Genomic DNA, 25,188 nt, shown 5'->3' with positions numbered 1-25,188 from the left:
TTAAACAATTGGCTTTTCTTATTACTTCAAAAATTAGGCATAAAAAATAACAAAAGGCTAATATTTTTTATACAAATTACCTAAAACACCAAATCATGAATGAAAACATTCCAATAAAATTGATTTTATATTAATAATTATTCAATAATTATTAACTTACGTTAAAATTAACATTATTTCAATAGCCACAACCTTCATTTTATGAAGAAAATTTTACTATTCACTCTCATTTTGCTAACTATAACTCCCCTATTAGCATTAGCACAAAAGAAAGCTATAGCCGGAATCGTTACCGATGCGGCAAGCAATGCACCAATGCCCGGAGTATCGGTACATATAAAAGGTAGCAACTTAGGTACAAGCACCAACGCAAAAGGGATATACACTATTTCGGCGGCAGCAACTGATGAACTGATTATAAGTTATACGGGCTACAAAACCATAACAGTTGCCATTAACGGGCGCTCTAAAATTGATATCACTTTGGTTGGTGATATAGCCCAATTAAATGAAGTAGTGTTAATAGGTACACGCTCTGCCGGGCGGGTAAAACTTGAAACGGCGGTTCCTGTTGATATTGTTAATGTGGGTAAGGCAGCATCGGTAACCGGTCGTATGGATATTACCGACATCCTTAACTACTCAGCCCCCTCATTCAACTATAATAAACAATCAGGCTCAGATGGCGCCGATCACGTTGAACTGGGTACCTTACGCGGCTTAGGCCCCGATCAAACCCTGGTTTTAGTAAATGGCAAACGCCGCCACTCCACTGCTTTCGTTTCTGTGTTTGGCACCCGTGGCCGCGGTAACTCGGGTGTCGATCTGAGTTCTATCCCAACGGCATCTATCGACAGGATCGAGATCCTTCGTGACGGAGCTTCGGCCCAGTATGGCTCTGACGCTATTGCGGGTGTTATCAACCTTGTTTTAAAGAAAACCACTGGTGTGTTTAATGCCAACGTTGGTTATTCTGGTTACTATGATCCCGCCTTTAACAGTGGTAAAAGTGTTGTATCATCTCAATACCCTCACGGCGGTGCTATTGATGGCAATGGTATCACTATTGATGCCAACTACGGTTTAGCGCTCGGCAAAAACGGCGGTTTCATCAACTTTACGGGCGACTATGCCAAAAACGGCAAAACCTTTCGCCAAACGCATGATACCACAACCTCAAACCCTAAAGCACTGCCGATAAACCCTTACAGGCGAGCCAATGGCGATGGATCGGCCGAGAGCGGCACATTCTTTTTCAACCATGAATCACCTCTTGCCGGTACCCGTACAACCTTGTACAGCTTTGGTGGTTACAGCTATAAGGCATCTGACGATTATGCCTTTACCCGTAATTTCTCTGGCCGTCCCGAACGTTTCCCTACCAACAACAGCGGCAAAATGATCCCGGTGAGCGGTATCATTTTTAACACCCCAGACGGCGAATCATATTACAATCCCATTATCCGTACACATAATACAGATCTTGCCATTGCCGTAGGCGCAAAAGGCACCCTGGGCAATGCCTGGGACTGGGATTTGAGCAATAATATTGGTAACAATAAGTTCCACTTTTTTGGCTATAAAACATTTAATGCTTCTTTAGGGGCTGATAAAACCAATTTTGACGACGGCGGATCGGAGTTTTTACAAAACACCAGTAACCTGAACATCAACAAACATTTTGGCAATGTAATGCAGGGACTTAACCTTGGTTTTGGCGGCGAATACCGTTACGAGCGCTATAAGATCTTTTCGGGCGAAGAGGCATCGTACAAAAATTATGACCCCACCGGCGTAAAGGCGGCAGGCTCACAGGGTTTCCCCGGCTATCAGCCCGGTGATGTGGTAAATGCCCACCGTTCGGTAGAAGGTGTTTATGTTGATCTTGAAGGTGATATCACTAAAAAATGGCTGGTCGATTTCGCTAACCGCTATGAACATTACAGCGACTTTGGCTCAAACTTTAATACCAAACTGGCTACACGCTATAAAATTACCGATAACTTTAACATCCGCGGTTCATTGGGTACAGGTTTCCGTGCACCATCGTTACAGCAGATCAATTACAGTTCAACCTTTACCAACGTACAGGGCACGGTGATATCTGAAGTTAAAATAGCGCCAAACTATAGCCCTATCACCAAAGCAGCAGGCATCCCTAACCTTAAACAGGAAAAATCAAAAAATGCCGGTTTAGGCTTTACCTTTAAACCAATGCCTGAGTTAAGCTTTACTGTTGATGGATACTATATTAAAGTTACCGACCGCGTTGTGCTTTCTGGCCAGTTCAGTGCCGATGACGAAACCCTCGACCCTACATTTACCAATGCCCTGAAAAACCTGCATGTAAGCTCTGCCCAGTTTTTTGCCAATGCTGTAAACACTACCAACAAAGGTTTGGACGTAGTTATTGACTACAACAAAACTATTGGCGCCAACAGGTTCAGGGTACTTTTTACGGGCAATTTCCAAACCATGAAGATTGACAAGGTAAACTACCCGCCTATACTTGGTACTACCCCTGCCTTGCGCGAAACATTTTTGAGCGAGCGCGAAAAGAAATTCATCCTGGCATCGGCCCCGCCTCAAAAACTTAGCTTAAACCCCGAGTTTAGCCACAAAAGCTTTACCGTAGGTACACGCTTTACTTACTTTGGTAAAGTTGTGATTGATGGCTATGGCGACGGTACAACCCTCACCCCTACCGTACCAACCGATAATGGTTCGGCACAACTACCCGACCAATATATTTACAGCGGTAAAGTTGTAAGCGACCTGTATTTTGCTTATAAAGTGGCGAAATCGGTTCGTGTATCTATAGGAGCGGATAACATTTTTAACGTACATCCTGATCTGGCTTATGTAAAGGGAGCTAAGGGATGGGCTTATAACAACGAACCATCAGGTCCGTTTGATGCCGTACAGATGGGCGAAAACGGCCGCCGCTTTTTTGCCCGGGTAGGCTTTACATTTTAAATAATTAACTAAAAAACTATTAACTGACTGATTCGATACAGGTCGTCCCGATTGTGGGGCGGCCTTTTTTTATTTAGAGGAAATTCATAAATATTGATAGATCTGTAACTTTATATGTTGATTAAACTCTAAACTTGTAAACTGTTAAAACATGTTAAATAGGTTCAAAAAATAAGATTTTGCAATCTATTTAACATAGCATTGCAGATAAAATAATGCCTGTACCAAACCAGCACATAGCCCACACCGACGAACAGTTATTACAACTAATGGCCCGCGACAACCGCGATGCCTTTACCGAGCTGTATAACCGGTATTGGGATAAAACCTTTGCTGTTGCCTATCACCGTTTAGATGATGAGCATGAAGCCGAAGAAGTGGTTCAGGAAGTATTTTTAAGCATCTGGCAGCGCCGGGCAAGCCTTAAGTTAACACATACCATGGCTACGTATCTTTCGGTAGCCATTAAATACAAGGTGATCAATCATCTTGATCGTCAATACAGAAAGCAACAACATTTGGATGAGCTTGCTTTCACCTCAACCGAAACAGAGGATAGCACTATTCAATGGTTGGAAGAAAAAGAGTTGAGGGAACGCCTTAACCACAGCATCAGCCTCCTGCCCGAAAGATGCCGTATCGTATTCCTGCTTAGCCGTGATGAAAATAAAACCTATGCCGAGATAGCTGCTGAACTGGGCATATCACAAAAAACTGTTGAGGCACATATGTCAAAAGCTTTAAGTTCGCTCAGGCAATCGCTGGGTATTTCTCTGCCGGTGCTGATTTTACTCCTCAGTTAACATACGCTTCAATTTTTAACATAATGAAGCGCGATACAGCCCGATTCAAGGATCTTTGATTCAATTAGTTTTAAGCCTACATTTTCCTTTAAACCTACGGCTTCCAGCAGACTTCTTCCCTCACCTACAATTACGGGATGTATAACATAATGAAACTCATCAACCAAACCAAGTTCAATGAGTTGTAAGGGCAGGTTCACACCTCCTATTGAAATATTACCACCAGCCTGTTGCTTCAGTTTGCGGATCTCATCGCCAGGGTTTGCTTGACTAATAACAGAGTTTTTATCGTCGGTACTGGTCAGTGTCCGTGAGAAAACAAGTTTTTCAATACTGTCAAATGCCTGTGCAAATTCTTTTTCCTCTTTGGTTGAGTTAGGATCTTTTGCGGCATCCGGCCAATACGGAACCATAAGCTCGAAGGTTTTACGCCCGTATACAATCAGGTCAACATCATCCATAAGTCGGGTAAAATGTTCTAATATATCCTTGCCACCGCTAAATTTGGTGTGGTCGCAGCAACCATCTAAGCTCAGGTTAATGCCGTAGATTACTTTTCTCATTTGATTGGTTTTTAATCGACTTTTTTAAAATTAGTAAATTTCAACCAGCATAACTTATACAGATCTTTATCTCACCAAAAAAGAAAAAAAAGATAGCGGTAAATATTTTTCATTTTCCACTAAGGGTATCTGCTTCCATCACTGACTATATGTGCAAAAGGTTGAAAGATCAGGCACAATGGAAAACAACACCTACAACGTAAAGGAGCTCGCTCATAAATTAAAACAAGGCACCATCAGTGCTGACGAAAAAGCCTGGCTTGATACCTGGTATGCCGGTTTTAATGATGAGGAAGTATTGTTATCGGCCTCGAAATACCAAAATCCTGAACAGCTGCGGGAAAGTATTTTGACTAAGATAACCGCGCAAATGGAAACACCGGGGCAACCTGCGCGTAAGGTATTTACCTTATGGCGAAATATAGCTGCTGCAGCGGCTGTGGTATTACTGGTTACCTTTGCCGCGCTTTACAAAAACCAGGTATTGGAAGTTATTGATCCTGCCAAACAGGTCGATCTGGTTACAGCTCCGGGCAAACACCGGCAAATCAGTTTGCCCGATGGTACCCGGATCTGGCTTAGTCCCGGCAGCCGCATCAGTTATCCAGATAAATTCAGGACTAAAGAACGTTTGGTAACATTGGAGGGTGAGGCGTTTTTCGATGTAGTGCATGATGAAGACCATCCATTCGTTATCCAATCGGGACAGCTTAAAACCGTTGTATTAGGTACCAGCTTTAATGTTAAGGCCTATCCCGACCAGATTATCTCTGAAGTTACGGTTATCAGCGGAAAAGTGGCGGTGCAGGAGCATAACCTGCCCAAAAGCCAGCAAGCCATTATGGTACTTAACCAACGGGCCTTGTATAACAAGGCTGACAGATCATTAATTAAAGAAAATTATCCCAATGCCTCCAAATTCCTTTCACAACGTACCGGTTTGTTCAGTTATGACGGGGCGTCCCTGCAAACCGTGGTTGACGACCTGTCGCATCAGTATGGTATCCGCATAAACCTTACGCCGGATATCACCCAAAACGGTTTTTACGGTCATATCAACACGAATGAGCCTATCGACAAAACGTTTAATAAACTTTGCGCCGTAATGGACCTTCGGTGGAAACGCGTCGAAAATCAATACTTCCTGCAACCTTTATCATCCAACAATTAACCTTTTCATTCTAAAACATCATCCCTAAAAAGGAAACAAACCACACCAACAATTTAAAGCAACTATGAAAACCAACAGACCGGCATGGCCCTCCATGCTGATTTGCGAAATAACGCGAATACCCTTCCGAACGGCACTCTGCATGTTGTTATTTTTAATGATGGCACTAAGCAAAGCACAAGCCCAGGGGCCTTTAGATAAACCCGTTACTATAACCATAAACAACGAACCGCTTAAGCAGGCTTTGGATAAAATCACAGCTGCCTGCGGCGTAAGGTTCACCTATAACGAAACCGTTGCTAAAAGCACGGTGAAACTCAGTGTCAACGCCCAAAATCAACCTTTAGGCAATGTATTACGCAAAGCCCTTGCTCCGCATCCTTTTAGTTTTACGGTGCTGGATAATGAAGTACTGATCAAATATGATGAGGCTAAGATAAAAAAGCGGGCAGCCGCCCCGGCAGACGGGAAATACACGGTAAGCGGCACCATTAAATCTAAACAAACCGGCGAAACGATCATCGGGGCGAGCATCAGGGTTGCCAGTGTAAACGCGGGCACATCCAGTAATGAATACGGTTTTTATTCGCTCACGCTGCCTGCCGGCAATCACGAGCTTTGGGTAACCGCCATGGGGCAAAAAGCCGCGGTTGTTCCGGTATCATTAGCCGGTAGCCTTCGTTTAAATATCGAACTGGAAGACAATGCCCAGCAACTGCAGGAAGTAACCGTTAAAGCAGCGCCTCCCGGCGCGCGCGACCTGGCCAGCCCGCAAATGGGCGTTGAGCACCTCAGCATCCAGGAAACCAAAAACATTCCCGTGCTACTTGGCGAGCGCGATGTGATCAAAACCATCCAATTGCTTCCGGGCATCAAATCGGCCGGGGAAGGCAGCGGCGGGTTCTTTGTACGCGGTGGCGCGACCGATCAAAATTTGATCCTGCTGGATGAGGCACCCGTATACAATGCATCGCATTTGCTGGGTTTCTTCTCCACCTTTAACTCGGATGCCATCAAGAATATCAATATTTATAAAGGCGATATGCCCGCACAATACGGCGGCAGGTTATCATCTGTACTGGATATTAAAATGAACGATGGTAACAACCAGAAGTTTGGCGTAAGCGGCGGCATTGGCCTGATAGCCGCGCGCATAAATGCCGAAGGGCCTATTCAAAAGGGCAAATCTTCCTTTCTGATTTCCGCACGGCGTACTTATGCCGATGCTTTCCTGGCCTTATCAAAAGACAGTATTGCCAAAAAAAGCCAGCTTTATTTTTATGACCTTAATGCCAAAGCCAATTATGTTTTAGGCGATAAAGACAGGTTGTTTGTCTCGGGATATTTTGGAAAGGATGTGCTTAAGGCTGCCGATATAGCCGGCATTAACTGGGGTAACACCACGGCTACCTTGCGCTGGAACCATATTTTTAACAGTCAGCTGTTCTCAAACACCTCGCTCATCTACAGCAATTATGACTACAAGCTTAACATTAAGCAGGATGTAAACGAATACAATATTTATTCGCAGATCCGCGACTTTAACCTTAAGGAAGACATGCAATGGTATGCCGGCGGCAAAAACACCATCAGTTTTGGTGTAAACAGCATTTACCATACCATTAAACCGGGCGAAATTTCGGCAACAGGTAACTCGGGCGTTATATCTCAAAGTCTGCAAAACAGGTATGCCCTTGAAAACGCCGCTTATGTTACCAACACCTGGAAAGCAACAGACCGCTTTACCCTAACCTATGGGGTACGCCTGTCGGCCTTTACCATTCTTGGCTCAGGCGACTATTATGACATTGATGCTGACGGGAACATCGTAGGCTCTAAACATTACACTTCCGGCCAGGGGGTAAAAACCTATATAAACCCCGAGCCCCGCATTGCAGCGGCTTTCCAGCTAAATGATGTGAGTTCTATCAAGGCATCGTACGCCCGTAATGCGCAAAACCTGCATTTGATCTCCAACTCTAATTCGGGCTCGCCAACGGATAAATGGGTGGCCAGCACTAATATCATTAAACCGGAAATTGCCGACCAGTTCTCTGTGGGATACTACAAGGATTTCAACGAACACAACTATGAATTTACGGTTGAAAGCTATTACAAAAAGCTGCAAAACCAGATAGATTACCGTAATGGCGCCAATGTGTTCACCAACCAACCCATAGAAACACAGTTGCTTTTCGGAAAAGGCCGCTCCTACGGTGCCGAGTTCTTGCTAAAAAAGAAAACCGGCAGGCTTAGCGGCTGGATTAGCTATACCCTGTCAAAATCTGAACGGATGATCGACGGCATCAATAACAACCAGTGGTATAATGCCCGGCAGGACCGCACCCACGACATTGCCATTGTAGCTATGTACAAAACCAGCGAAAAATGGACATTCTCGGCCAACTTTGTTTACTATACCGGCGATGCTGTGACCTTCCCGAGCGGTAAATACCAGGTTGACGGCGTAACTTATTACTACTATACCAACCGAAATGCCGACAGGATGCCGGCCTACCACCGCTTAGACCTGGGAGCCACTCGGCAACTCAAAAAAACAGCGAAATTTCAATCTGATCTAACCTTCAGTCTTTACAATGCTTACGGCAACCCTAACGCTTACCGCATATTCTTCCGCGATAATAAAACCGATGCAAGCCGCACCGAAGCTGTACGCACTACCCTGTTCACGTTTGTACCTTCGGTTACTTATAACTTTAAATTTTAAGCCGATGAAAAACACTATAAAATACATCACCACTATGCTTTTTGCAGCAACCTTAAGCAGTTGCGAAAAAGCCATCGACCTGAAACTGAAAGACACCACGCCGCAATATGTAGTTGAAGGCGTATTAACCAACCAGGCCGGCGGCTGCAAGGTATTATTAAGCAAGACCAAAAACTTCACTGATAATAATGACTTCAATGGGATAAGCGGCGCTACCGTTACCATTGCCGATGATAACAACAATATTTACCCGCTTACAGCTACAGGTACTGGCATTTACCAAAACAGTACTTTAATAGGCAACCCTGGCCATACCTATCAGCTTAGTGTGAGTGTTGATGGCAAAACATTCACATCAAGCTGCTTAATGCATCCCGCCGTTCCTTTAGATAGTATTTACCTGGTTAAAGACGAGCTTGAAAATAACAAGGACGGCACCCCGCGCAAATATGTTACCGTGCGATATGACGACCCTATAGCTACCAAAAACTATTATCGTTTTGTACAGTATGTAAACGGCCGCAAAGAAGAAACGATCATGCTGGAAGACGACGAATTTACCAATGGGCAGGAAGTGAACAACAACCTCAGGTTTGATAACAGCAATGATAACCCGGCACGCGATATCCGCCCCGGTAATCAGGTAACCATCGAAATGATGAGCATTGACCAGGCGGTTTACAAATACTTTTACAGCCTCAGCAACAGCGCAAACGGCGATGGCAATAACGCCGCCCCGGCAAATCCGCTAACCAATATTAAGGGCGGCGCACTGGGATATTTTAGCGCGCATACGGTGGAGAGGAAGACGTTGATAGCGCCGTAATCTGGTTCAAGTTTAGCGACAGCGTAACTTGGACCTAAAACCGGGGACGCAGAATGCTTCCCCGGTTTTAGGTAAAATACCCGTTATTCAACCCGCTTCCAAACAAGGATTGTTTAACTCACGCCAAAAGATTAAGCCATTTTAGGAGGAAGTTACGCTATCGTTAAACATCGACCAGTAACAGTGGCAACTTATACATTTCAGACTGCCAACACAATATGTTTACGCCTGCTGCAGTTAACGCTCTGTATATAAATACTTTTTCATTGTTTTACAATTAAAAAAAAGGAACACACTTATCATCAACATGATCAAATTTACCTGGAAAGACAATTGAGGATATTTAGTATTGTCGTAGAAAAACAGTTTAATAACTACATTAAAAACATCGTAATAAAAACCGTAATCAAGACCACCCCAATTCTTTTTAAAATAAACTGATATATCAGGGCCTAAATTATTGCTAATGATAATACCTCTCCCGCGAAACTCAAGGCCAGAAATTAAACTATATATTGCGTTTACAAGTAAAATCAATTTACGGCCATTTTCGGATTCTTTTTTGAACAAAAAGAATAAGTTAACCACCACGACAAATAGATTAATCAACAAAACAGATATAAAGAAGATATTGAAATTTCCTATTATTTGGCTGATTTTTGTAATTAAAATAAAAAGGGTCACCAAACCAATAAAAGTTAAATAGCTTATCAAAGCCTTAATAAATTTGATCTTCTTATTCGTCATCATATTTTCCTATAAGTGTATATTACGAATATGCGAATTTAAGCCAAGCATTGAATCTGCTTTTAGATCAGCGGCCGTTTTTTTCCATGGGATTTTAAATTAATGATCTGATTTTAATTCCTCAATAACTTTCGACCAATCAATGGTTTTAAAGGCAATTCACACTTGCTCCCATCATTCAAATAAATTCATAAATTTAGCATGTGCAAGATTACCTTTTATTCATAGATACCGAAACTTCCGGCCTGCCCAAAAAGTGGGACCTGCCCTATTGTGATAACGACAACTGGCCTTATGCCCTACAGGTGTCGTGGATCGTGTACACCAAAGATATGCAGGAGGTAAAGCGCGAAGATCATTATATTAAGGACAATGACTTCACCATAAGCCCAAAAGCGTTTGCCGTTCATGGCCTTACCCACGAGTATTTGGTTGAGCACGGTGAATGGCGGAGGGACGTAATGAACATGCTGGCCAACGATCTGCTTGAATATCAACCACTCGTAGTAGGTCATTTTATTGAGCTTGACCTGAATGTTGCCGGCGTTGAGTTTTATCGCACAGGCATCACCAATCCGCTTCAAAATTTAAAAACCTTTTGTACCATGCTGGCAACCACCAAATGGGTACAAAACCCGCAGACCAAGTATTTAAGGTTAAACCAACTGTACGAAGTACTGTTTAACAAAACATTCGACAGACAGCACAACGCCCTTGAAGATGCCGAAGCTACCGCCGAGTGCTTTTTTGAGATGCTGAAACGCGGCGATATTAGCGAAGAGAGCGTAGAGCACCAGGAGGTTTACCTGCAAAAAATCCGCTCCGAAAAAAAATACCTTTTACCCGCAGCCATCATTTTAATTTTGATCATCATCATAGCTTTTTGGTTATATGGTTCAACGTCTTGATTTTTTAAGTAAAGTGGCCCCTTTTAACCTGCTCCCGGCCGATGTGCTTGAACAGGTTGCCGACCAATTGCAGGAGATCCGTTATAGTAAAGACACGGTTATTTACCAGCAGGAAGTAACCAAAATGCGCGGCGTGGACATCATAGCCGAAGGGGAATATGAATCCTTTTTTTACGATAGTCAGCAAAATAAACGCTTATTGGAGCACCATCATCCGGGCTATTGCTATGGCGGCATTTCGGTATTGCTTAACCGCAAGCAGTCTATCCGTACAGTAATAGCTAAAAGGGGCACAACCGTTTTCTTTTTACATCGCAAAGATTTCCGGTCACTGTGCAAAGCTTCCGAGGATTTTGTACAATATTTTACTGCCGATTTTGGCAAACGGATGCTTGATGATGAGTTCGCCCATTTTTATAAACGCCCGGCAACGTTTGAAGAAAGCTACATAGCTTCCGAACAAATGTACTCGCGTAAAATTGAAAGTATCGAATACCGCGAGATAGTATCCTGCCCTCAAGGTACCCCTGTTTATGAAACGGCCCGCCTAATGGCTAAACATAAGGTAAGCTGCATTTTTATCCGCGATGAGCAAGCCAAAATTGTAGGCTATGTGACCGATATAACCCTGCGCGATAATGTAGTTGCAAAACAGGCAGATACCGCCCAACCGGTCGGCAACATTATAGATAATCCTATCGTTTGCATTAGCACCAACGCTTATGTATACGAAGCTATTTTGATGATGTTCCGTACCAAAACACGGTATTTACTCATCAAAAACGGGGATGAATTTGTAGGCAGCATCAGCAGGAATAAATTATTGTCCGAACAGGCGCAATCACCACTGGTGTTTATTCAATCGGTAAAACAAGCCATATCGGTACAGGAACTTAAACGCAAATGGGAATCGGTACCGCAAATGGTTACGCAACTGCTTGGCCGCGGTGTAAACGCCGAAATTGTAAACCAGGTTATTACCACCATTGCCGATACCATTGCCATAAAAGTAATTGAAAGCGTTATTGCCACTATGGGGCAGCCGCCTGCAAAATTTGTTTTCATGGTGCTTGGCAGCGAAGGCCGTAAGGAACAAACTTTTAAAACCGACCAGGATAACGCCATTGTTTACGAAGATAAAGCCAACGAGCAGCGTGAGTTAGTGCGCGAATATTTCCTGAGTTTTGCGCAACAGGTATCTGAAAAACTTGACCATATCGGCTTCAGCTTTTGCACCGGCGGCTACATGGCCCAAAACCCCAAATGGACGCACTCCCTCTCCCACTGGAAACGCAATTACGAAAGCTGGATGACCGAGGCCGTACCCGAAACTGTGATCCAATTCTCTACCTTTTTTGATTGCCGCTTCCTATATGGCGAGGCCAGTATTATGGATGAGCTCAAAGAATTTCTGGATGAGGAACTGCAAAAACCGTTGGGCAAGATCTTCTTCCACATGGCTAAAAATGCTTTGCAATATGAGCCGCCCCTCACCTTTTTCAAAAACATCAAAACGTTCACCAAAGGCAGCCAGGAAGTTTTCGATATTAAAAAATCAATGACCCCGATCGTCGACCTGGTGCGGATGTACGCCCTGCGCCACCGTATTTTTGAGGTGAATACTGGCGAGCGGTTGAAGGCGCTAAAAGAGAAAGGTGTGTTCAACGAAAAAGAGGTTCATGAGCTGATCCAGTCGTACTATTTTTTAATGGGCCTGCGCCTCCGCAATCAGGCCTCTCAAATTATCCAGGACCGCACCGAACCCGACAACTACATCGATCCGGATAAACTCACCAAAATTGAAAAAGTAGCCTTAAAGGAGATTTTTAAAACGATAGATAACTTTCAAACAAGGATAAAGATGGAGTTTACTAATAATTTGTTTGGGTGACGGGGGATGATAAAACCTTCCCAACCGTCATGCCGAATTTATTTCGGCATCCCATCTGCTAAGAAGTACGCATGCTAAGCATATCGCCAACCTGTCCCGTGGGATCCCGAAACAAGTTCGGGATGACGGACGCTTTATCTTAATTGTCATGCCGAACTTGTTTCGGCACCCCACGCGCTAAGAAGTACGCGTGCTAAGCATATCGCCCACCTGTCCTATGGGATCCCGAAACATGTTCGGGATGACGGGCGCTCTATCTTACTGTCATGCCGAATTTATTTCGGCACCCCACCTGCTAAGAAATACGCGCGCTAAGCATATCGCCAACCTTTCCCGTTGGATCCCGAAACAAGTTCGGGATGACGGACGCTTCATCTTACTGTCATGCCGAACTTGTTTCGGCACCCCACCTGCTAAGAAATACGCGTGCTAAGTGGACAGATTATAATTATAAACATAATTATTCTATTTCCAATTCTTCCTTCAAGTCTTTCATTGTAGGATTAACAGATTTAATCAAATTGATCTTCCAGTCCTTATGCCAATTCTTTAGTTGTTTTTCCCTATCAATAGCATCTGTTATTCTATGAAAATGTTCATAATAAACAAGATCGTACAAGCGATACCTCTTTACAAAAGCTGAACCTTCTCCGTTAATATGCTTCCAAACCCTTGTACGTAAATCACTCGTGACACCGATGTAAAACGTAGTTCGATAGGTATTGGTCATGATATAAACATGACCTTGTTTGTCTGGCATTGTGATTTAGTTAATATGCTAAATTATTCTATTCTATTAATAAAAATAAACTTCATCACCTAAATACTTAGCACGTGGGGTGCCGAAACAAGTTCGGCATGACGGCTATATGAATTAGGCGTCGTCCCGAACTTGTTTCGGGATCCCACAGAACAGGTGGGCAACATGCTCAGCATACGTATTTCTTAGCGCGTGGGGTGCCGAAACAAGTTCGGCAAGACGGGGGAGTAGTACTTTACACCCCCATCTCCTCCAGCCTCGCATAAATCTCTATCATCGCTGCCTGGTCTATCAGGCTTTTGATGCGATGCTGGCCGAGCAGGTTTTTATCGTTCCGTTCCTGTTGCCATATACGGTTAGCGTCGTCAACAAAAAAACGAAATTGTGTTTTGTCTTTATCAACAAGATATAATTCCTGGTAGCCACGAAGTAAAACCGCATTGAACCAATAATTGCCGGGCAGCCGGTTGTTACGGTAAAAATATTGTTCGGAAGCTTTGGCTATGCGACGGGCCTCGGTCAGGTATTTTTTATCATGGGTGATGTTATAGAGCAGCACATTGGCTTGCAGCATGGTACCCGCGTTGTATGTATAAATGGCCGAATCGATCTTTAACGACGGCACCTTTATGTTATCATAAAACAAGCCGGCTGGCGCCTGCAGGTTTTTGTTTGTCCAGTTATAAGCCAGTAAAGCTGTGTCTAAATATTGTTTACGACCTGTTGCTTTGTACAGCTGCAAGGCCACCAATATCCCCGGACCATTTGAACAGGTATTTTTACTTTTCCGGTTGCCTTCTTCCCAATAAAAACCACCACCGGCTTCATTGGTATAACCGGTTAGCAAAAACCGGTAGATCATTTTAGAGGTTTCCAAATACTGTTTATTATGGGTACGGTTATAGGCATCCATCAGGGCAATGGCCACCCACTCGTTATCATCATAAAAACGCGAATCCTGTTTTTCCTTTGCTACCATGGCCTGGTAAGCCGGTGCAGGTGAACGAGGCGAATAATATTGCTGGATAGCAACCATAACAGGCTTAAGATATTGTTTGGAAGGTTCCAGCACTTCCATTTCGTTAGCGGCCTGCACCAGGGCACAAAGCGGCCACAAAAACGAATGGTTGCCCTTATTCTCACCCGAGTCGGTAGTTTCAAGATACAACCCTGTTTTGGTATCAGCAAAACAACTGTTGATATTTTGGTTAATGATTTTTATCCGCTCTTTGTAGCCGGGCGTTTGGGCACTTGTACTTAAGGCAACAGACAGACAAAGCAGGCTAATCAATTTAATTTTCATAGATAATTGTATTTAAGACAGGTATAAATCAGATACTAAAATAAGCCATAAAAGTGGTTGAATACTTTTATGGCTTTTATTGTTACAAAGTTGTTGTTTAAAATTTACCGGCCGATTTCAGCGTTGCGGCAGCTTCAACCATCATCACACCGCTTAACTGGGTAGTAAGGTCTGTTGTTCCCGATGGTTTCTTTTTCCAGTCGGGGCTGATCATGAGCGATGGTCTTTCGATACCTGCCGTATATAGTGTTTCGGCGTTAAATTTCAGGAAGCTGATAAACTTAGTCCTGTCGGTTTCAGCAACATCGGGGTCGAGGGCCAGCAGTGTAAGATACCTGATCAGGATTCCCTTAAATAAACCACCGTCGCCCTGCCCTTCCGATTTCAGGATACCGCCGGGTGAAATATCTGTATCATTAATGGTGGCATTAGCTGTGTTTACCGCATCGGTAAGGTAGGCAGCATCTTTGGTAACATGATAAAGTTCTAATGCGGCCCCGATAAACACGCCCTGGTTATAGGTAAACTTCCACTTGCTGATCTGCCCGTCGCCATTGGCGTTGATACCATCCCAGATAATACCTGATGGATCAAGCAGGGTTTTCTTGAGCCAGGTATATAATCTTTTTGCTGTCGCGAGGTCGGCCTCATTTTTTTCCAGAGCATATAAACGCGCCGCAAAGATGATGGCCGGAGCATTTGCAGGTGTATTTTTATAATCCAACTGATTTTTACGCCAGGCTATGCCGCCGCCCTGGTTATTGTTTTCGCCGGTCTGGATATCTGCCCAAAGCGCATGGGCAGCTGTTAGATAAGCGGCATCCTTTGTAGCATTGTAAGCCCTTAGTGCAGCCAAGTCCAGCCATTCCATATCATCGTAAAAATTATTGGAAAGCCCGCCGTTAGTAGCTTTTATCCCGGCTAAAAGCGAGCTCATTCTTTGTTTGTAGATATCATTGTTGGTGCGCAGATAGGCGTCGGTAAAAATATCAAGCGTATGCGCGTTAGGCCAGTAGTTAAACGTGGTACTACCCGCGTTATTCGCTACGAAGTAGTTACCCTTTGCTGATATGAAAGTTGTGTATGTTTTTTCCTGTAATGAATCGGCCGTTTCGGCGTACTTATATTGCACCTTTGCCGAAGCTTTATTGCCGTACAAGGGGAAAGGTTTATCTTTCAGGCACGACGAAAAGCTTGCTGCTACCCCTCCCGCGAGGGCAACGACAGCTAAATTCTTGAATACTTTATTTTTCATAAAATATAGTTTATAGTGAACCTGCCGACGGTTAGGCGACAGGTGCTAATCATTAATTATTTAACAGTAACAGAGTGAGTATAAGCAGCAGCATCAGCGCTAAAATCAACTACGATATCGGCGTTGTGATTATCGGCTGCACCGGTAAACTTAAAGCAGAAATCATATTGCGAGTTGTTAACCGGCACCATGTACCAGAATGATTTGGCTGTATTGGCATCCGGACGACTGTTATCCGAATTTTTGCTGCCATAAAACTGAGTTGTAGTGTTACCAGCCGCATCTTTAAAGGTAAAGCGGAACTTGTAACGCTCGTCCCTACCCCATGATTCCTGGTGAAATACAATAGAAGCGTTATCTATTTCCCATTTACCACCGGCTTTGTAAGGCAGTGGGAACCATACTTTATTATCTGCCGCAAACCATAAACCAACCTCGGTTACTTCGGTTATAGTAGCTGACGCAGAGGTAAAGTCAACTACGATACGTTCGACCTTTGTGGCTCCGGTTACGGTAGTGCTACCGTCTTTCAGCAGTTTAATGCCATCGACAGAGTAAGTTGCAGGCGTGCCTGTGTTACGCTCGGCGAAGTGATAAGTACCTGCTTTTAATGAAGTCCAGGCCTCAAAAACACCCGCTGCAGTTTGTTTAAAATGTACCGCTTTGCTTAAGTCTTCGCCGCCTTCGGTAGCCGAACCTGTCAGGTACAGATCAGCAGGAATATCTGTAAAACCCGCAGCACGCTGCACTTCAATAATGCTTGATGCAGTCGCTTTAACCACATTGATACCTTTTGATGACATTACGGTCCATTTCAATTTACCGGTAGCCTGCGGTTGGATCCCGGCTAAATCGGCCACCTTATTCAGGTCTTTGTACGAGATGGTAAGTTTGTTGTATAGTCCGTTAGCATCTGAAGGAATAGTATAAATTGGCTTTGAAAAATCGCCGCCTTCTTTATCAAAGGCAACCTCGTACAAAACCAATCCATTGTCTTCGGCATGGGCTTCGGCCCATTCAAAGGTGGCCGAACCTGTTACCGGCTCTAACTGGATGAATTTGTTATTTGCAGGAGCAAAAAGGTTGGTTACTGCCGATACCTGTGTATGTTGTAAGGTTTTATCCTTTTTGCAGCCTGTTACCATTAAAATGGCTATGATGCCTGCCATGAGGCAGTATGTAATATTTTTCATGATCGTAATTGATTATAATGTCTTTTTATAAATAATTAATGATTTACCAGCCCGGGTTTTGAGTTAGGTTAGGGTCAACAGCGCGCTCATCGCGAGGGATTGGCCAGAGGTAGTTTTTACCTTTGTCAAATGTGCGCAGGTTGGCCCTGATGTAGCCATTATCAACCGATGCCGGACCAAATTTGGCTCCGTGCGCCCAACCGTTCAGTACGGTTTCGGCAGTATGCCAACGACGGATATCAAACACCCGCAGGCCTTCCATAGCCAGCTCTACGCGGCGCTCGTTGCGTACAACGTTCCGTAAATCTGCCTGTCCGGTTGCACTGAAGTTAAGTGCAGGCGCATCGGTAAAACCGGCGCGGGCGCGTAAGGCTTTGATTGTTTTATCCCAAACACCGGCATCCAGCTGGCCAAGCTCATTTTTAGCTTCGGCATACATCAGCAACACATCGGCATAACGGATTAATATTAAGTTTAAACCCGACTGAAAATTGGTGGCAGATGTAGGATCGTAATACTTACGGATATAGTAGCCAGTCGGCGAACTTACCTTTCCGGGAGCATATTCATCAAGCTTGGTAGGAGCAGGATCATCGCCCGGTTTGGTATATATAACCTGTGTTGTGTTATCAGGTTTTTTCCATTGATAGCCATTGTAAACAATAGTATTGGTTAGACGTGGATCGCGGTGAACGTACGGATTGTTTTCGTCGTAGCCCGAACCTGCATCAGATATTTTTTTTCCGTTATCCATCAGGTAACTGTCCACCAGTTCCTGGGTTGGCGCAAGTGCATTCAAACGCGCGCCCACAGCCAGCGGGGCCATATCAAAAAAGTTGCTGTAGGTACGCACAATAGGCACATATTCCAGGTCAAGCATTACCTCGCTGTTATATTCGTTTTGCGGCAAAAACACACCTTCATATGAGGGGAACAAGCTGTATGTACCATTACTATTATCGTTCATCAGCTTTTCGCAGGTAGCAGCAACTTCCTGCCAGCGGTTTTCATATAACAACACCCTTGCTTTAAGGGCAATGGCAGCGCCTTTAGTGATGCGCCCTCTGTCGGATTCTTTATAGGCGGTGTTCACCGGCAAATCGGCAGCCGCTGCATCAAGTTCTTTTAAAACAAAATCCACTACCTGCGCCTTCGGCGTACGTGCAACTGTTTTTGATTCTTCAATTGTAATGTCGTGATCAAATAAAGGCACATCCCCCCACCAGGTCTCCAGCATAAAATAATGAAAAGCACGGATAAACCTTGCTTCAGCTTTCATACGGGCTTTCAGCGTTGCGTCCATAGCGGTAACCTTATCAACATTCTCTAAAAAGATATTGCAAGTTTTTATGCCACTATAGTGAAAGCCCCACTCCTGTTTGATACGCCCCAATGACGGATCATAGGTGCCTGCGGCAAGCGAAGCCACCCCTTGGTTGTCACCACGGCCATTGTATGCATTATCCGACGCTCCTTCGTTATAAAAGAAATAGTCATTATTATACATTTGAGTATATGCCGTATTAAGCACACTGCCGGCCTTTTCAGCTGTCGTCCAGAAATTGCTATCGGTAAATTTGTTTACCGGTGCCAGGTCAAGCTTTTTACAGGCCGATACCAACCCGGCAAGCAATATAAAGAAGGCAATTTTATGTGTTGATTTTTTTTTCATGATGGATAGTGTTATAAGGTTACATCTAAGCCAAAACCATAATAAATTGGTGTTGGATAAGCGCGTGCGCTGTTTGCTCCATTTGCACTAAGGTTATTGTTGAACTCGGTCGATTCAGGATCTATAAACTTCACACCTGAAAAAGTGAGTACGTTTTGACCGGATACATAGGCCCTCAGTTTTTGTAAGCCCAATTTCTTTGACCAAGTTGCAGGTAAGGTATAACCAAACTGCACATTTTTCACCCGCAGGTATTTGCCATCAAACAGGTACATGTCTGACCCTCGCCTGAAGTTATTTTCATTCGATTGACTGCCGCTGGCCGCGAGTCTTGGGTAACGTGCGTCTGGGTTTTCAGGAGTCCAATAATCTAACTGGTGCTGATAAATAACCTGCGAATAATTTACGTGGAAGGGCTCAACCTGTTCGCCTCTTACAAACATGCTCCGCTTGCCCACGCCCTGTAAAAACAGGTTGAAGTCAAAACCTTTAAACGTAACATTATAGGTAAAACCGAAAGTCAATCGTGGGAATGGGTTGCCCAAAACAAACTTGTCGTTATCATCAATAACGCCGTCGCCGTTAACGTCAACATAACGATTGTCGCCAGGCGAAACAGTTAGGCCGGCTGGTTTAGGGCCTGTTTGGATATCATGGAGATTTTGAAAATAGCCATCGCGTTTTAAACCCACATACGAACCAATAGGCAGACCAACGCGGTTAATAACCTGCATCTCATCGTACGTTTTTAACTGGTCGCCGCCCTCAAGGTATAAAACTTTGTTTTTACTATCGCCCACATTAAAGCTAAAGGAATGCTTAAAGTTTTGAGTGGTCAAATAATAATTAACCGTAAGTTCCCAGCCGTGGTTTTGCACCTTCCCCGCGTTATAACTTGGTAGCCCGGCGCCGAAAGTTCCTGGTACAACCGGCGGCAACAGGATATCACGGGTTGTTTTGTTGAAATAATCAACCGATACACTTAAACTGTTTTTAAAGAAATTGGCATCAACGCCGGCATTAAATGTTGCCGCGCGTTCCCAACGCAGGTTTGGATTGGCAAAATCAATAGTTATGCCGCCAACGCCGGAGTTATTGAACCCGTAAGGATTGGGATTGATTGTTCCATCTCCATTGCGGTAAGGCCCATAAGTACGCAGATACTGATAATCGCGCACACTCTGGTTTCCCAAAATACCATATGAAGCCCTTAACTTAATATCGCCTAATTTATCGCGATAGTTTTGCATAAAGGCCTCTTCTGTTAACCTGTAACCGCCCGAAACCGATGGAAAAAATGCGTTACGATTTTGTGTATTGAATTTAGACGAAGCATCCAAACGGAAATCGAACTCGCCGTAGAGCTTGTTTTTGTACGAATAGTTAGCCCTGCCAAATAACGAGTTAAGACTTGTTTCTACGGTGTTATTATTGGTGTTTGAAGATGCCGGATCGATAACGGTGCCTGTAACTGGGGTGCCTAACTCCGGGTCGGTATACTTTAAATAAAGCCTGTTTGATTTATTAGTGGTCGATTCATTAGCAACACCAATAAGCACATCAACATTATGCGATTTATTAAAGGTTTTAGTATACTGCGCCAGAAACTGTGCATTGGTAAACAGGTTTTTGTCGTTCTCGTCGTTGGTGTTTCTATCAGCACCGTAGGTACCCGACGGATAAAAATTAACCTGCATTACCCTGCCAAACATGTGGTTTGATAGCAACGTACCACCAAATACACCTTTTAACTTCAGGTCTTTAGTGATGGAAAGTTCGGCATTAAGATTTCCAAATATGTTATCATTATCGCGTAACCGATAGCCACCTTTTTCGAGTATACCCAACGGGTTAAACTCGGTAAGCACATCATTCGTAAGGTAGCGGCCCTGGTCGTCTTTGATTTTATAATAAGTAGGTGTACGGCCGGCATCCACAATAAGGGTACCGGTGCTGTACGAGTGTTCTTTAATTTCGGTACGTGAGTAGGAAAGTATGCCTGTTAACTTAAGTTTACCATAATTACTGGTAAGGTTCATCCTGTAATTGTAACGCCTTAAGCCATAATTGGGACCAACGAGGTTACTTCGCTGGTCAGTAACCCCGGCCGATACCAGGAATGTAGTAGTGGCGTTTCCGCCGGTTAAAGCCAGGTTGTGATTTTGCTGCCATGCATCTTTTAAAATTGCATCCAAAAACCATTGCTGATCGCCTTGTTGCTGAAAGTCACGAATTTGCTGCGGACTGTAAATAGGCTGCAAACCGGCATTCACCACAGCCTCGTTACGCAAAATGGCATTTTCATAACTATGCACCGGCTTGTAGCCAACATGCGGTGACTGGATACCAGCCTGCCCATTATATGAAAGCGTTGTACGCGAATTATTTTTTCCTTTTTTAGTGGTAACCAAAATAACCCCATTGGCCGAGCGTGAACCATAAATAGCAGCCGAACCGGCATCCTTCAATACCGAAACACTTTCAATATCTAAAGGGTTGAGCAAGTTGATATCGCCGCCCGTAATACCATCAATAACTACCAATGGGTTATTATCATTCAAGGTACTCATACCCCGTATATTAATATTAGCGTAAGCACCTGGCTCTGAACTGGTTTGCTGGATGATAAGGTTTGGGGATGTTCCCTGCAAAGCTTGTGTCAGGTTAACCGATGGTTTCGTCTCGATAGCCTTCGAGCTGACCTGGTCAACCGCACCAATAACATTGGCACGCCTTTGCGTTCCATAACCAATAACTACCACCTCATTAAGAGAAGTTCTTTCAGGAACCAATTGCACGTTCAGCGTAGTTTGGCCACCGACAGGCTGTTCCTTTGTGGTATAACCAATAAAGTTAAACACCAGTACAGCGTTAGCATCCGGAGCATCAATAGTGTAATTGCCGTTAACGTCAGTTACTGTGCCAATAGAAGTACCTTTAACCCGAACGCTCGCGCCGGGTATAACTAAGTTGTTTTCGTCGGTAACTTTACCTTTAATTTTGATGGGTTGCCTGGGGCCTTGTTGTATGCCTCCCGTGCTGCTTTCAATCTCGGGCTTTTCATCAATAACAATAACATCGTCGATGATCTTATAGCTAAGATTAAAAGGGGTTAAAACCTGATCGAGTACTTCCCTGATACTTTTGTCCTTAACCTTAAGGCTTACAACATAAGTTGATTTAAGTACATTATCGGCATAAGCAAATTTGATATGCTTTTGGTTCGAGATCTTATCCAGCGCGTCGGTTAGCTTGGCATTTTTCAACTTGAGCGTAACCGATACCTCCAGAAATTTTTGGCCAAACGAGTTGTTTGCCACGGCCGTAAAGCACATGAGGCAAACCACAAAGCAGGCAAGCGAGGTAATTTTCATTAATATTAATACATGACGAATTACTCCATTTGAAAATAGAGATATATTCATAGATTTGAGAAAATTAAAGTGTTTGAAATTCAAGTGCTTCGTTCTGAATTGGACCTCTAAACGCTGCACTAATTAATAACCCGGCATTTTAGTTTAACCCTGTCAAAATCCCTTTTGAGCAGGGTTTTTTAATGTATTTATGTTATCATAGCTTGTATTTAGGTTAACTGATAATTGGTATATCTCTTTAATTAATTGGTTTTATGTTAGCAGCCCTTCCCTTTTAGCTGATAAACCGGGCCCTTTTGCACAGCTTTTCCCTTCACCAGTTTCGATATGATCTTCATAATATTTTCCAGTGAAACATTGGTAAAGTTGGCGGTAATAGAGCAACGTGCCAGGTTAACATCGGCCATTACGGTTACATTGAAGTGGCGGTTAATAGTGTTGAGCACTTCAGGCAGCGCCATATTTTTAAATACCAGTTCGCCGTCCTTCCAGCTGCTTAGGGCGTTCACATCAACCTGTTTATTTTTGGTAACCGACAGGCCATCCTTGTTAAAAACAACCTCTTCGGCAGGGGTTAACATTGTGGTTGTACTTTTCGACTTACCTTCGGGGGTAACCACCCCTACCTTTCCGCTTAAAACGTCAACCTTAATAAAGCGCTCATTGGCGTAGGCTTTGATATTGAAACTGGTACCCAATACATGGGTGCTCACCTGCCCCGTATGTATAATAAAAGCTTTGGCCGGATCATGGGCTACATCCAAAAAAGCTTCGCCTTCCAGCCTGATCTCCCGTTTTTCGCCCCGGAAGGTTTCGGGGTAAGTAAGCTTGCTGCCTGCGTTTAACCATATCTTAGTACCATCGGCAAGGGTAAAGTTTATAGTTTGCCCGTTAGCGGCAACCAATTGTTTGCTGGCGATAGGATCTAAACGATCAAGCAGGGCATAACGGTAATGATAGGCCGCAGTTACCGAAATGCATAAACCGGCAAGCAGCGAGGCTGCAACCATCCATCTTTTTGATTTGCCGGGAGTTTTCTTTTCTGCATTATCTAAAGCAGCATTGATCCTGCTGTATACACCGTCGGCGTTAAATTCCACATCATCACCTGCTTCGTTTTGTACGCTGCGGAGATCAAGCTCATCGAAATACTTATTCACAAGCTCTTCCTGCAAATGCCTGTCATTTGCACCGGATTGTTTTTTTCTGAAAGGGAATTTTGCCATGGTTTATAATTGCAGGATGCAATTAACCGGGGTACCCCCCAAAGCAATTGAAAATATTTTTTTGGGTCTATTTGCCAAACATATGCAGCAATACCAGCGCCACTACCGATGGCAGATAGTCAGTTAAACCAGTACGCAGGTATCTTAAAGCGATAGTGATCTGATTTTCGACGGTTTTAATAGAAATGTTTAGCCGGGTAGCTATCTCTTTATTGCTGAGATACTCTTTACGGCTCAGGGTAAAGATCTGCCGGCATTTTTCGGGTAACTGAGCTACGCCATCTTCCAATAAATGAGTAATATCATCCTGGAACAATTTACTATCGGCCGAATACTTTTCAACCAGTGTTTCAATCACAGCGAGATCTACCGATGCCTTTTTTGTACGCAGATAAAATAACACACGGTGCCTGATGGCTACTTTAAGGTAAGCTTCAAGCGAAGTGATATTTAGCTGATTGCGCTTTGTCCACAGATCAATAAATAACTCCTGCACCAGGTCTTCACAAACATCCTTATCCCTGAAAAGATTATAAGCCGCATAAAACAACTTCGACGAATATTTATGGTACAGGATTTCAAATGCCTTACGGTCATCAAGCCTTAACTGCTCCAATAACCGGGCATCGGGCCACATTTGATATTCCTTATCGTGAAGCATAGCGGCGGTAAAACGGTTTACTGATTGGTAGGGCATATTTACAAGAAAATTTTTAAATAAAAAAACTTTTAAATATTCCACACGCTAAACAGGTTACCTCATCAGCTAATAAAACATAATGAAATAGTGGCCGGCACACCGGTTTTAATTGATTGAATAGTTGCCTTTCTCTTGCCCTACCGCTTCTCAATATCTAACTTTGTATTATGTCAGTCGCCCAAAACATAAAGGTTGCCGTTGATGCCGTAGTATTTGGATATACCTCCAAGGAGGGATTATCCGTACTGCTCATTAAACGCAATATTGAGCCTTTTAAAAACAGCTGGGCGTTGCCGGGCGGCCTGGTGGGTGACCATGAGTCGTTAGAGGAAGCCATTCAGCGCGAGCTACGGGAAGAGACCGGCGTAAACATCACTTACCTGGAGCAATTGTACAGCTTCGGCCAGCCGGGGCGCGACCCGCGTAACCGCGTGATCTCCATAACTTATTACGGCCTTGTACGGCCCGACGCCTTCGTTGTTAAAGCCGCTACCGATGCCAGCGATGTAAACTGGTTCAATATCAAAAAGCTTCCCGCCCTGGCATTCGATCATACAACCATTATCAGCGTAGCGCGCGAACGCCTCAAAAGTAAAATGCTTTATCAGCCGGTGGGCTTTGAGCTGCTTGAAGAAAAGTTCCCCTTTTCTGAACTCGAAAAGCTCTACCTCGCGGTGCTCGACCGCCCTATCGACCGCCGTAACTTTAAAAAGAAGATCACCAAATACGGCTTCCTCGAAGAAACTACCGAAAAACAAGCCCTCGAAGGCGCCGGCAGGCCGGGTAACCTTTTCCGCTTTAATGAGGAAAAGTATTTTCAGTTGAAGAAAGAGGGAATTAGTTTCGAGATATAAGGCCGGCCCCCTCTAAATCTCCCCCGGTTGGGGAGACTTTTAACTTTTCCGTCGTCCCGAATTTATTTCGGGATCCAACATGCTAAGTCATCACCATACCCTCGTCTCCGCTTATTGTGTGTCAAGCCTTACATAAACGGCCGGTCATCCTGAGTGTTTAAATCCGTGGCCTCTGAAGGTGAAATGACATAGATTTGCTGAACCGTGCAGTGTGGCCGACCGAGTTATAGTGCTTATT

At 43.9% G+C, this 25,188-nt stretch carries 18 protein-coding genes; 8 read left to right on the top strand and 10 right to left on the bottom strand.

Features of this window, described 5'->3' with window-relative positions:
• Nucleotides 1-201 precede the first annotated feature (201 nt).
• Both ABIC84_RS00090 and ABIC84_RS00085 read left to right on the top strand, forming a co-directional pair.
• On the top strand, nucleotides 202-2,976 hold the full coding sequence (locus ABIC84_RS00090; RefSeq protein WP_429262296.1) for a TonB-dependent receptor: 2,775 nt from the start codon (nucleotides 202-204) through the stop codon (nucleotides 2,974-2,976).
• Nucleotides 2,977-3,191: 215 nt separating this feature from the next.
• Nucleotides 3,192-3,779 (top strand): RNA polymerase sigma-70 factor, encoded by a 588-nt coding sequence (locus ABIC84_RS00085; protein ID WP_429262295.1) that lies wholly within the window; start codon nucleotides 3,192-3,194, stop codon nucleotides 3,777-3,779.
• 8 nt (nucleotides 3,780-3,787) lie between these two features.
• Here ABIC84_RS00085 and ABIC84_RS00080 read toward each other — a convergent pair whose 3' ends face one another.
• Nucleotides 3,788-4,342: a dihydrofolate reductase family protein gene (locus tag ABIC84_RS00080; protein ID WP_090526314.1), complete on the bottom strand. Its 555-nt coding sequence runs from the start codon at nucleotides 4,340-4,342 to the stop codon at nucleotides 3,788-3,790.
• Nucleotides 4,343-4,520: 178 nt separating this feature from the next.
• On the opposite strand from ABIC84_RS00080, the gene ABIC84_RS00075 reads away from it, so the two are divergent.
• From ABIC84_RS00075 to ABIC84_RS00065, 3 genes are all read left to right on the top strand, one after another.
• Nucleotides 4,521-5,513, top strand: coding sequence for a FecR family protein (locus ABIC84_RS00075; RefSeq protein ID WP_429262294.1), 993 nt, complete (start codon nucleotides 4,521-4,523; stop codon nucleotides 5,511-5,513).
• Nucleotides 5,514-5,577: 64 nt separating this feature from the next.
• Complete coding sequence (locus ABIC84_RS00070; RefSeq protein WP_429262293.1) at nucleotides 5,578-8,241, top strand: TonB-dependent receptor; 2,664 nt, start codon at nucleotides 5,578-5,580, stop codon at nucleotides 8,239-8,241.
• Between the two features lie 4 nt (nucleotides 8,242-8,245).
• Nucleotides 8,246-9,067, top strand: coding sequence for a DUF4249 domain-containing protein (locus ABIC84_RS00065; protein WP_429262292.1), 822 nt, complete (start codon nucleotides 8,246-8,248; stop codon nucleotides 9,065-9,067).
• A 237-nt stretch (nucleotides 9,068-9,304) separates the two neighbouring features.
• Here ABIC84_RS00065 and ABIC84_RS00060 read toward each other — a convergent pair whose 3' ends face one another.
• Nucleotides 9,305-9,817, bottom strand: a complete 513-nt coding sequence (locus ABIC84_RS00060; RefSeq protein WP_429262291.1) for a hypothetical protein — start codon at nucleotides 9,815-9,817, stop codon at nucleotides 9,305-9,307.
• 200 nt (nucleotides 9,818-10,017) lie between these two features.
• On the opposite strand from ABIC84_RS00060, the gene ABIC84_RS00055 reads away from it, so the two are divergent.
• Nucleotides 10,018-10,722, top strand: a complete 705-nt coding sequence (locus tag ABIC84_RS00055) for a 3'-5' exonuclease (RefSeq protein WP_429262290.1) — start codon at nucleotides 10,018-10,020, stop codon at nucleotides 10,720-10,722.
• Nucleotides 10,706-12,613 (top strand): DUF294 nucleotidyltransferase-like domain-containing protein, encoded by a 1,908-nt coding sequence (locus tag ABIC84_RS00050; RefSeq protein ID WP_429262289.1) that lies wholly within the window; start codon nucleotides 10,706-10,708, stop codon nucleotides 12,611-12,613. Before ABIC84_RS00055 ends, ABIC84_RS00050 begins: the two co-directional genes overlap by 17 nt.
• Before the next feature lie 460 nt (nucleotides 12,614-13,073).
• On the opposite strand, the gene ABIC84_RS00045 is transcribed toward ABIC84_RS00050, so the two are convergent.
• The 8 genes from ABIC84_RS00045 to ABIC84_RS00010 form a co-directional block, all read right to left on the bottom strand.
• The gene (locus tag ABIC84_RS00045; protein ID WP_429262288.1) at nucleotides 13,074-13,373 is read right to left on the bottom strand and encodes a GIY-YIG nuclease family protein; all 300 of its coding nucleotides are present in this window, start codon (nucleotides 13,371-13,373) and stop codon (nucleotides 13,074-13,076) included.
• A gap of 235 nt (nucleotides 13,374-13,608) precedes the next feature.
• Nucleotides 13,609-14,676, bottom strand: a complete 1,068-nt coding sequence (locus tag ABIC84_RS00040) for a glycoside hydrolase family 76 protein (RefSeq protein ID WP_429262287.1) — start codon at nucleotides 14,674-14,676, stop codon at nucleotides 13,609-13,611.
• Between the two features lie 97 nt (nucleotides 14,677-14,773).
• Nucleotides 14,774-15,931, bottom strand: a complete 1,158-nt coding sequence (locus tag ABIC84_RS00035; RefSeq protein ID WP_429262286.1) for a glycoside hydrolase family 76 protein — start codon at nucleotides 15,929-15,931, stop codon at nucleotides 14,774-14,776.
• A 56-nt stretch (nucleotides 15,932-15,987) separates the two neighbouring features.
• Nucleotides 15,988-17,124: a SusE domain-containing protein gene (locus ABIC84_RS00030; protein WP_426586219.1), complete on the bottom strand. Its 1,137-nt coding sequence runs from the start codon at nucleotides 17,122-17,124 to the stop codon at nucleotides 15,988-15,990.
• Nucleotides 17,125-17,167: 43 nt separating this feature from the next.
• Entirely contained in the window at nucleotides 17,168-18,796 is a 1,629-nt protein-coding gene (locus tag ABIC84_RS00025) for a RagB/SusD family nutrient uptake outer membrane protein (protein WP_429262285.1), read from the bottom strand.
• A gap of 11 nt (nucleotides 18,797-18,807) precedes the next feature.
• Complete coding sequence (locus ABIC84_RS00020; protein WP_429262284.1) at nucleotides 18,808-22,170, bottom strand: TonB-dependent receptor; 3,363 nt, start codon at nucleotides 22,168-22,170, stop codon at nucleotides 18,808-18,810.
• Between the two features lie 257 nt (nucleotides 22,171-22,427).
• Complete coding sequence (locus ABIC84_RS00015; protein WP_429262283.1) at nucleotides 22,428-23,396, bottom strand: FecR family protein; 969 nt, start codon at nucleotides 23,394-23,396, stop codon at nucleotides 22,428-22,430.
• A 67-nt stretch (nucleotides 23,397-23,463) separates the two neighbouring features.
• On the bottom strand, nucleotides 23,464-24,093 hold the full coding sequence (locus ABIC84_RS00010) for an RNA polymerase sigma-70 factor (RefSeq protein WP_429262282.1): 630 nt from the start codon (nucleotides 24,091-24,093) through the stop codon (nucleotides 23,464-23,466).
• A gap of 170 nt (nucleotides 24,094-24,263) precedes the next feature.
• Between ABIC84_RS00010 and ABIC84_RS00005 the strand changes: the two genes are divergently transcribed.
• On the top strand, nucleotides 24,264-24,950 hold the full coding sequence (locus tag ABIC84_RS00005) for an NUDIX hydrolase (protein ID WP_090526287.1): 687 nt from the start codon (nucleotides 24,264-24,266) through the stop codon (nucleotides 24,948-24,950).
• Nucleotides 24,951-25,188 lie beyond the last annotated feature (238 nt).

The organism is Mucilaginibacter sp. 3215 (assembly GCF_050433785.1).
Taxonomy (GTDB): domain Bacteria; phylum Bacteroidota; class Bacteroidia; order Sphingobacteriales; family Sphingobacteriaceae; genus Mucilaginibacter.
Note: the sequence above shows the minus strand (reverse complement) of the source record. Positions and strands in the feature narration are given on the sequence as shown.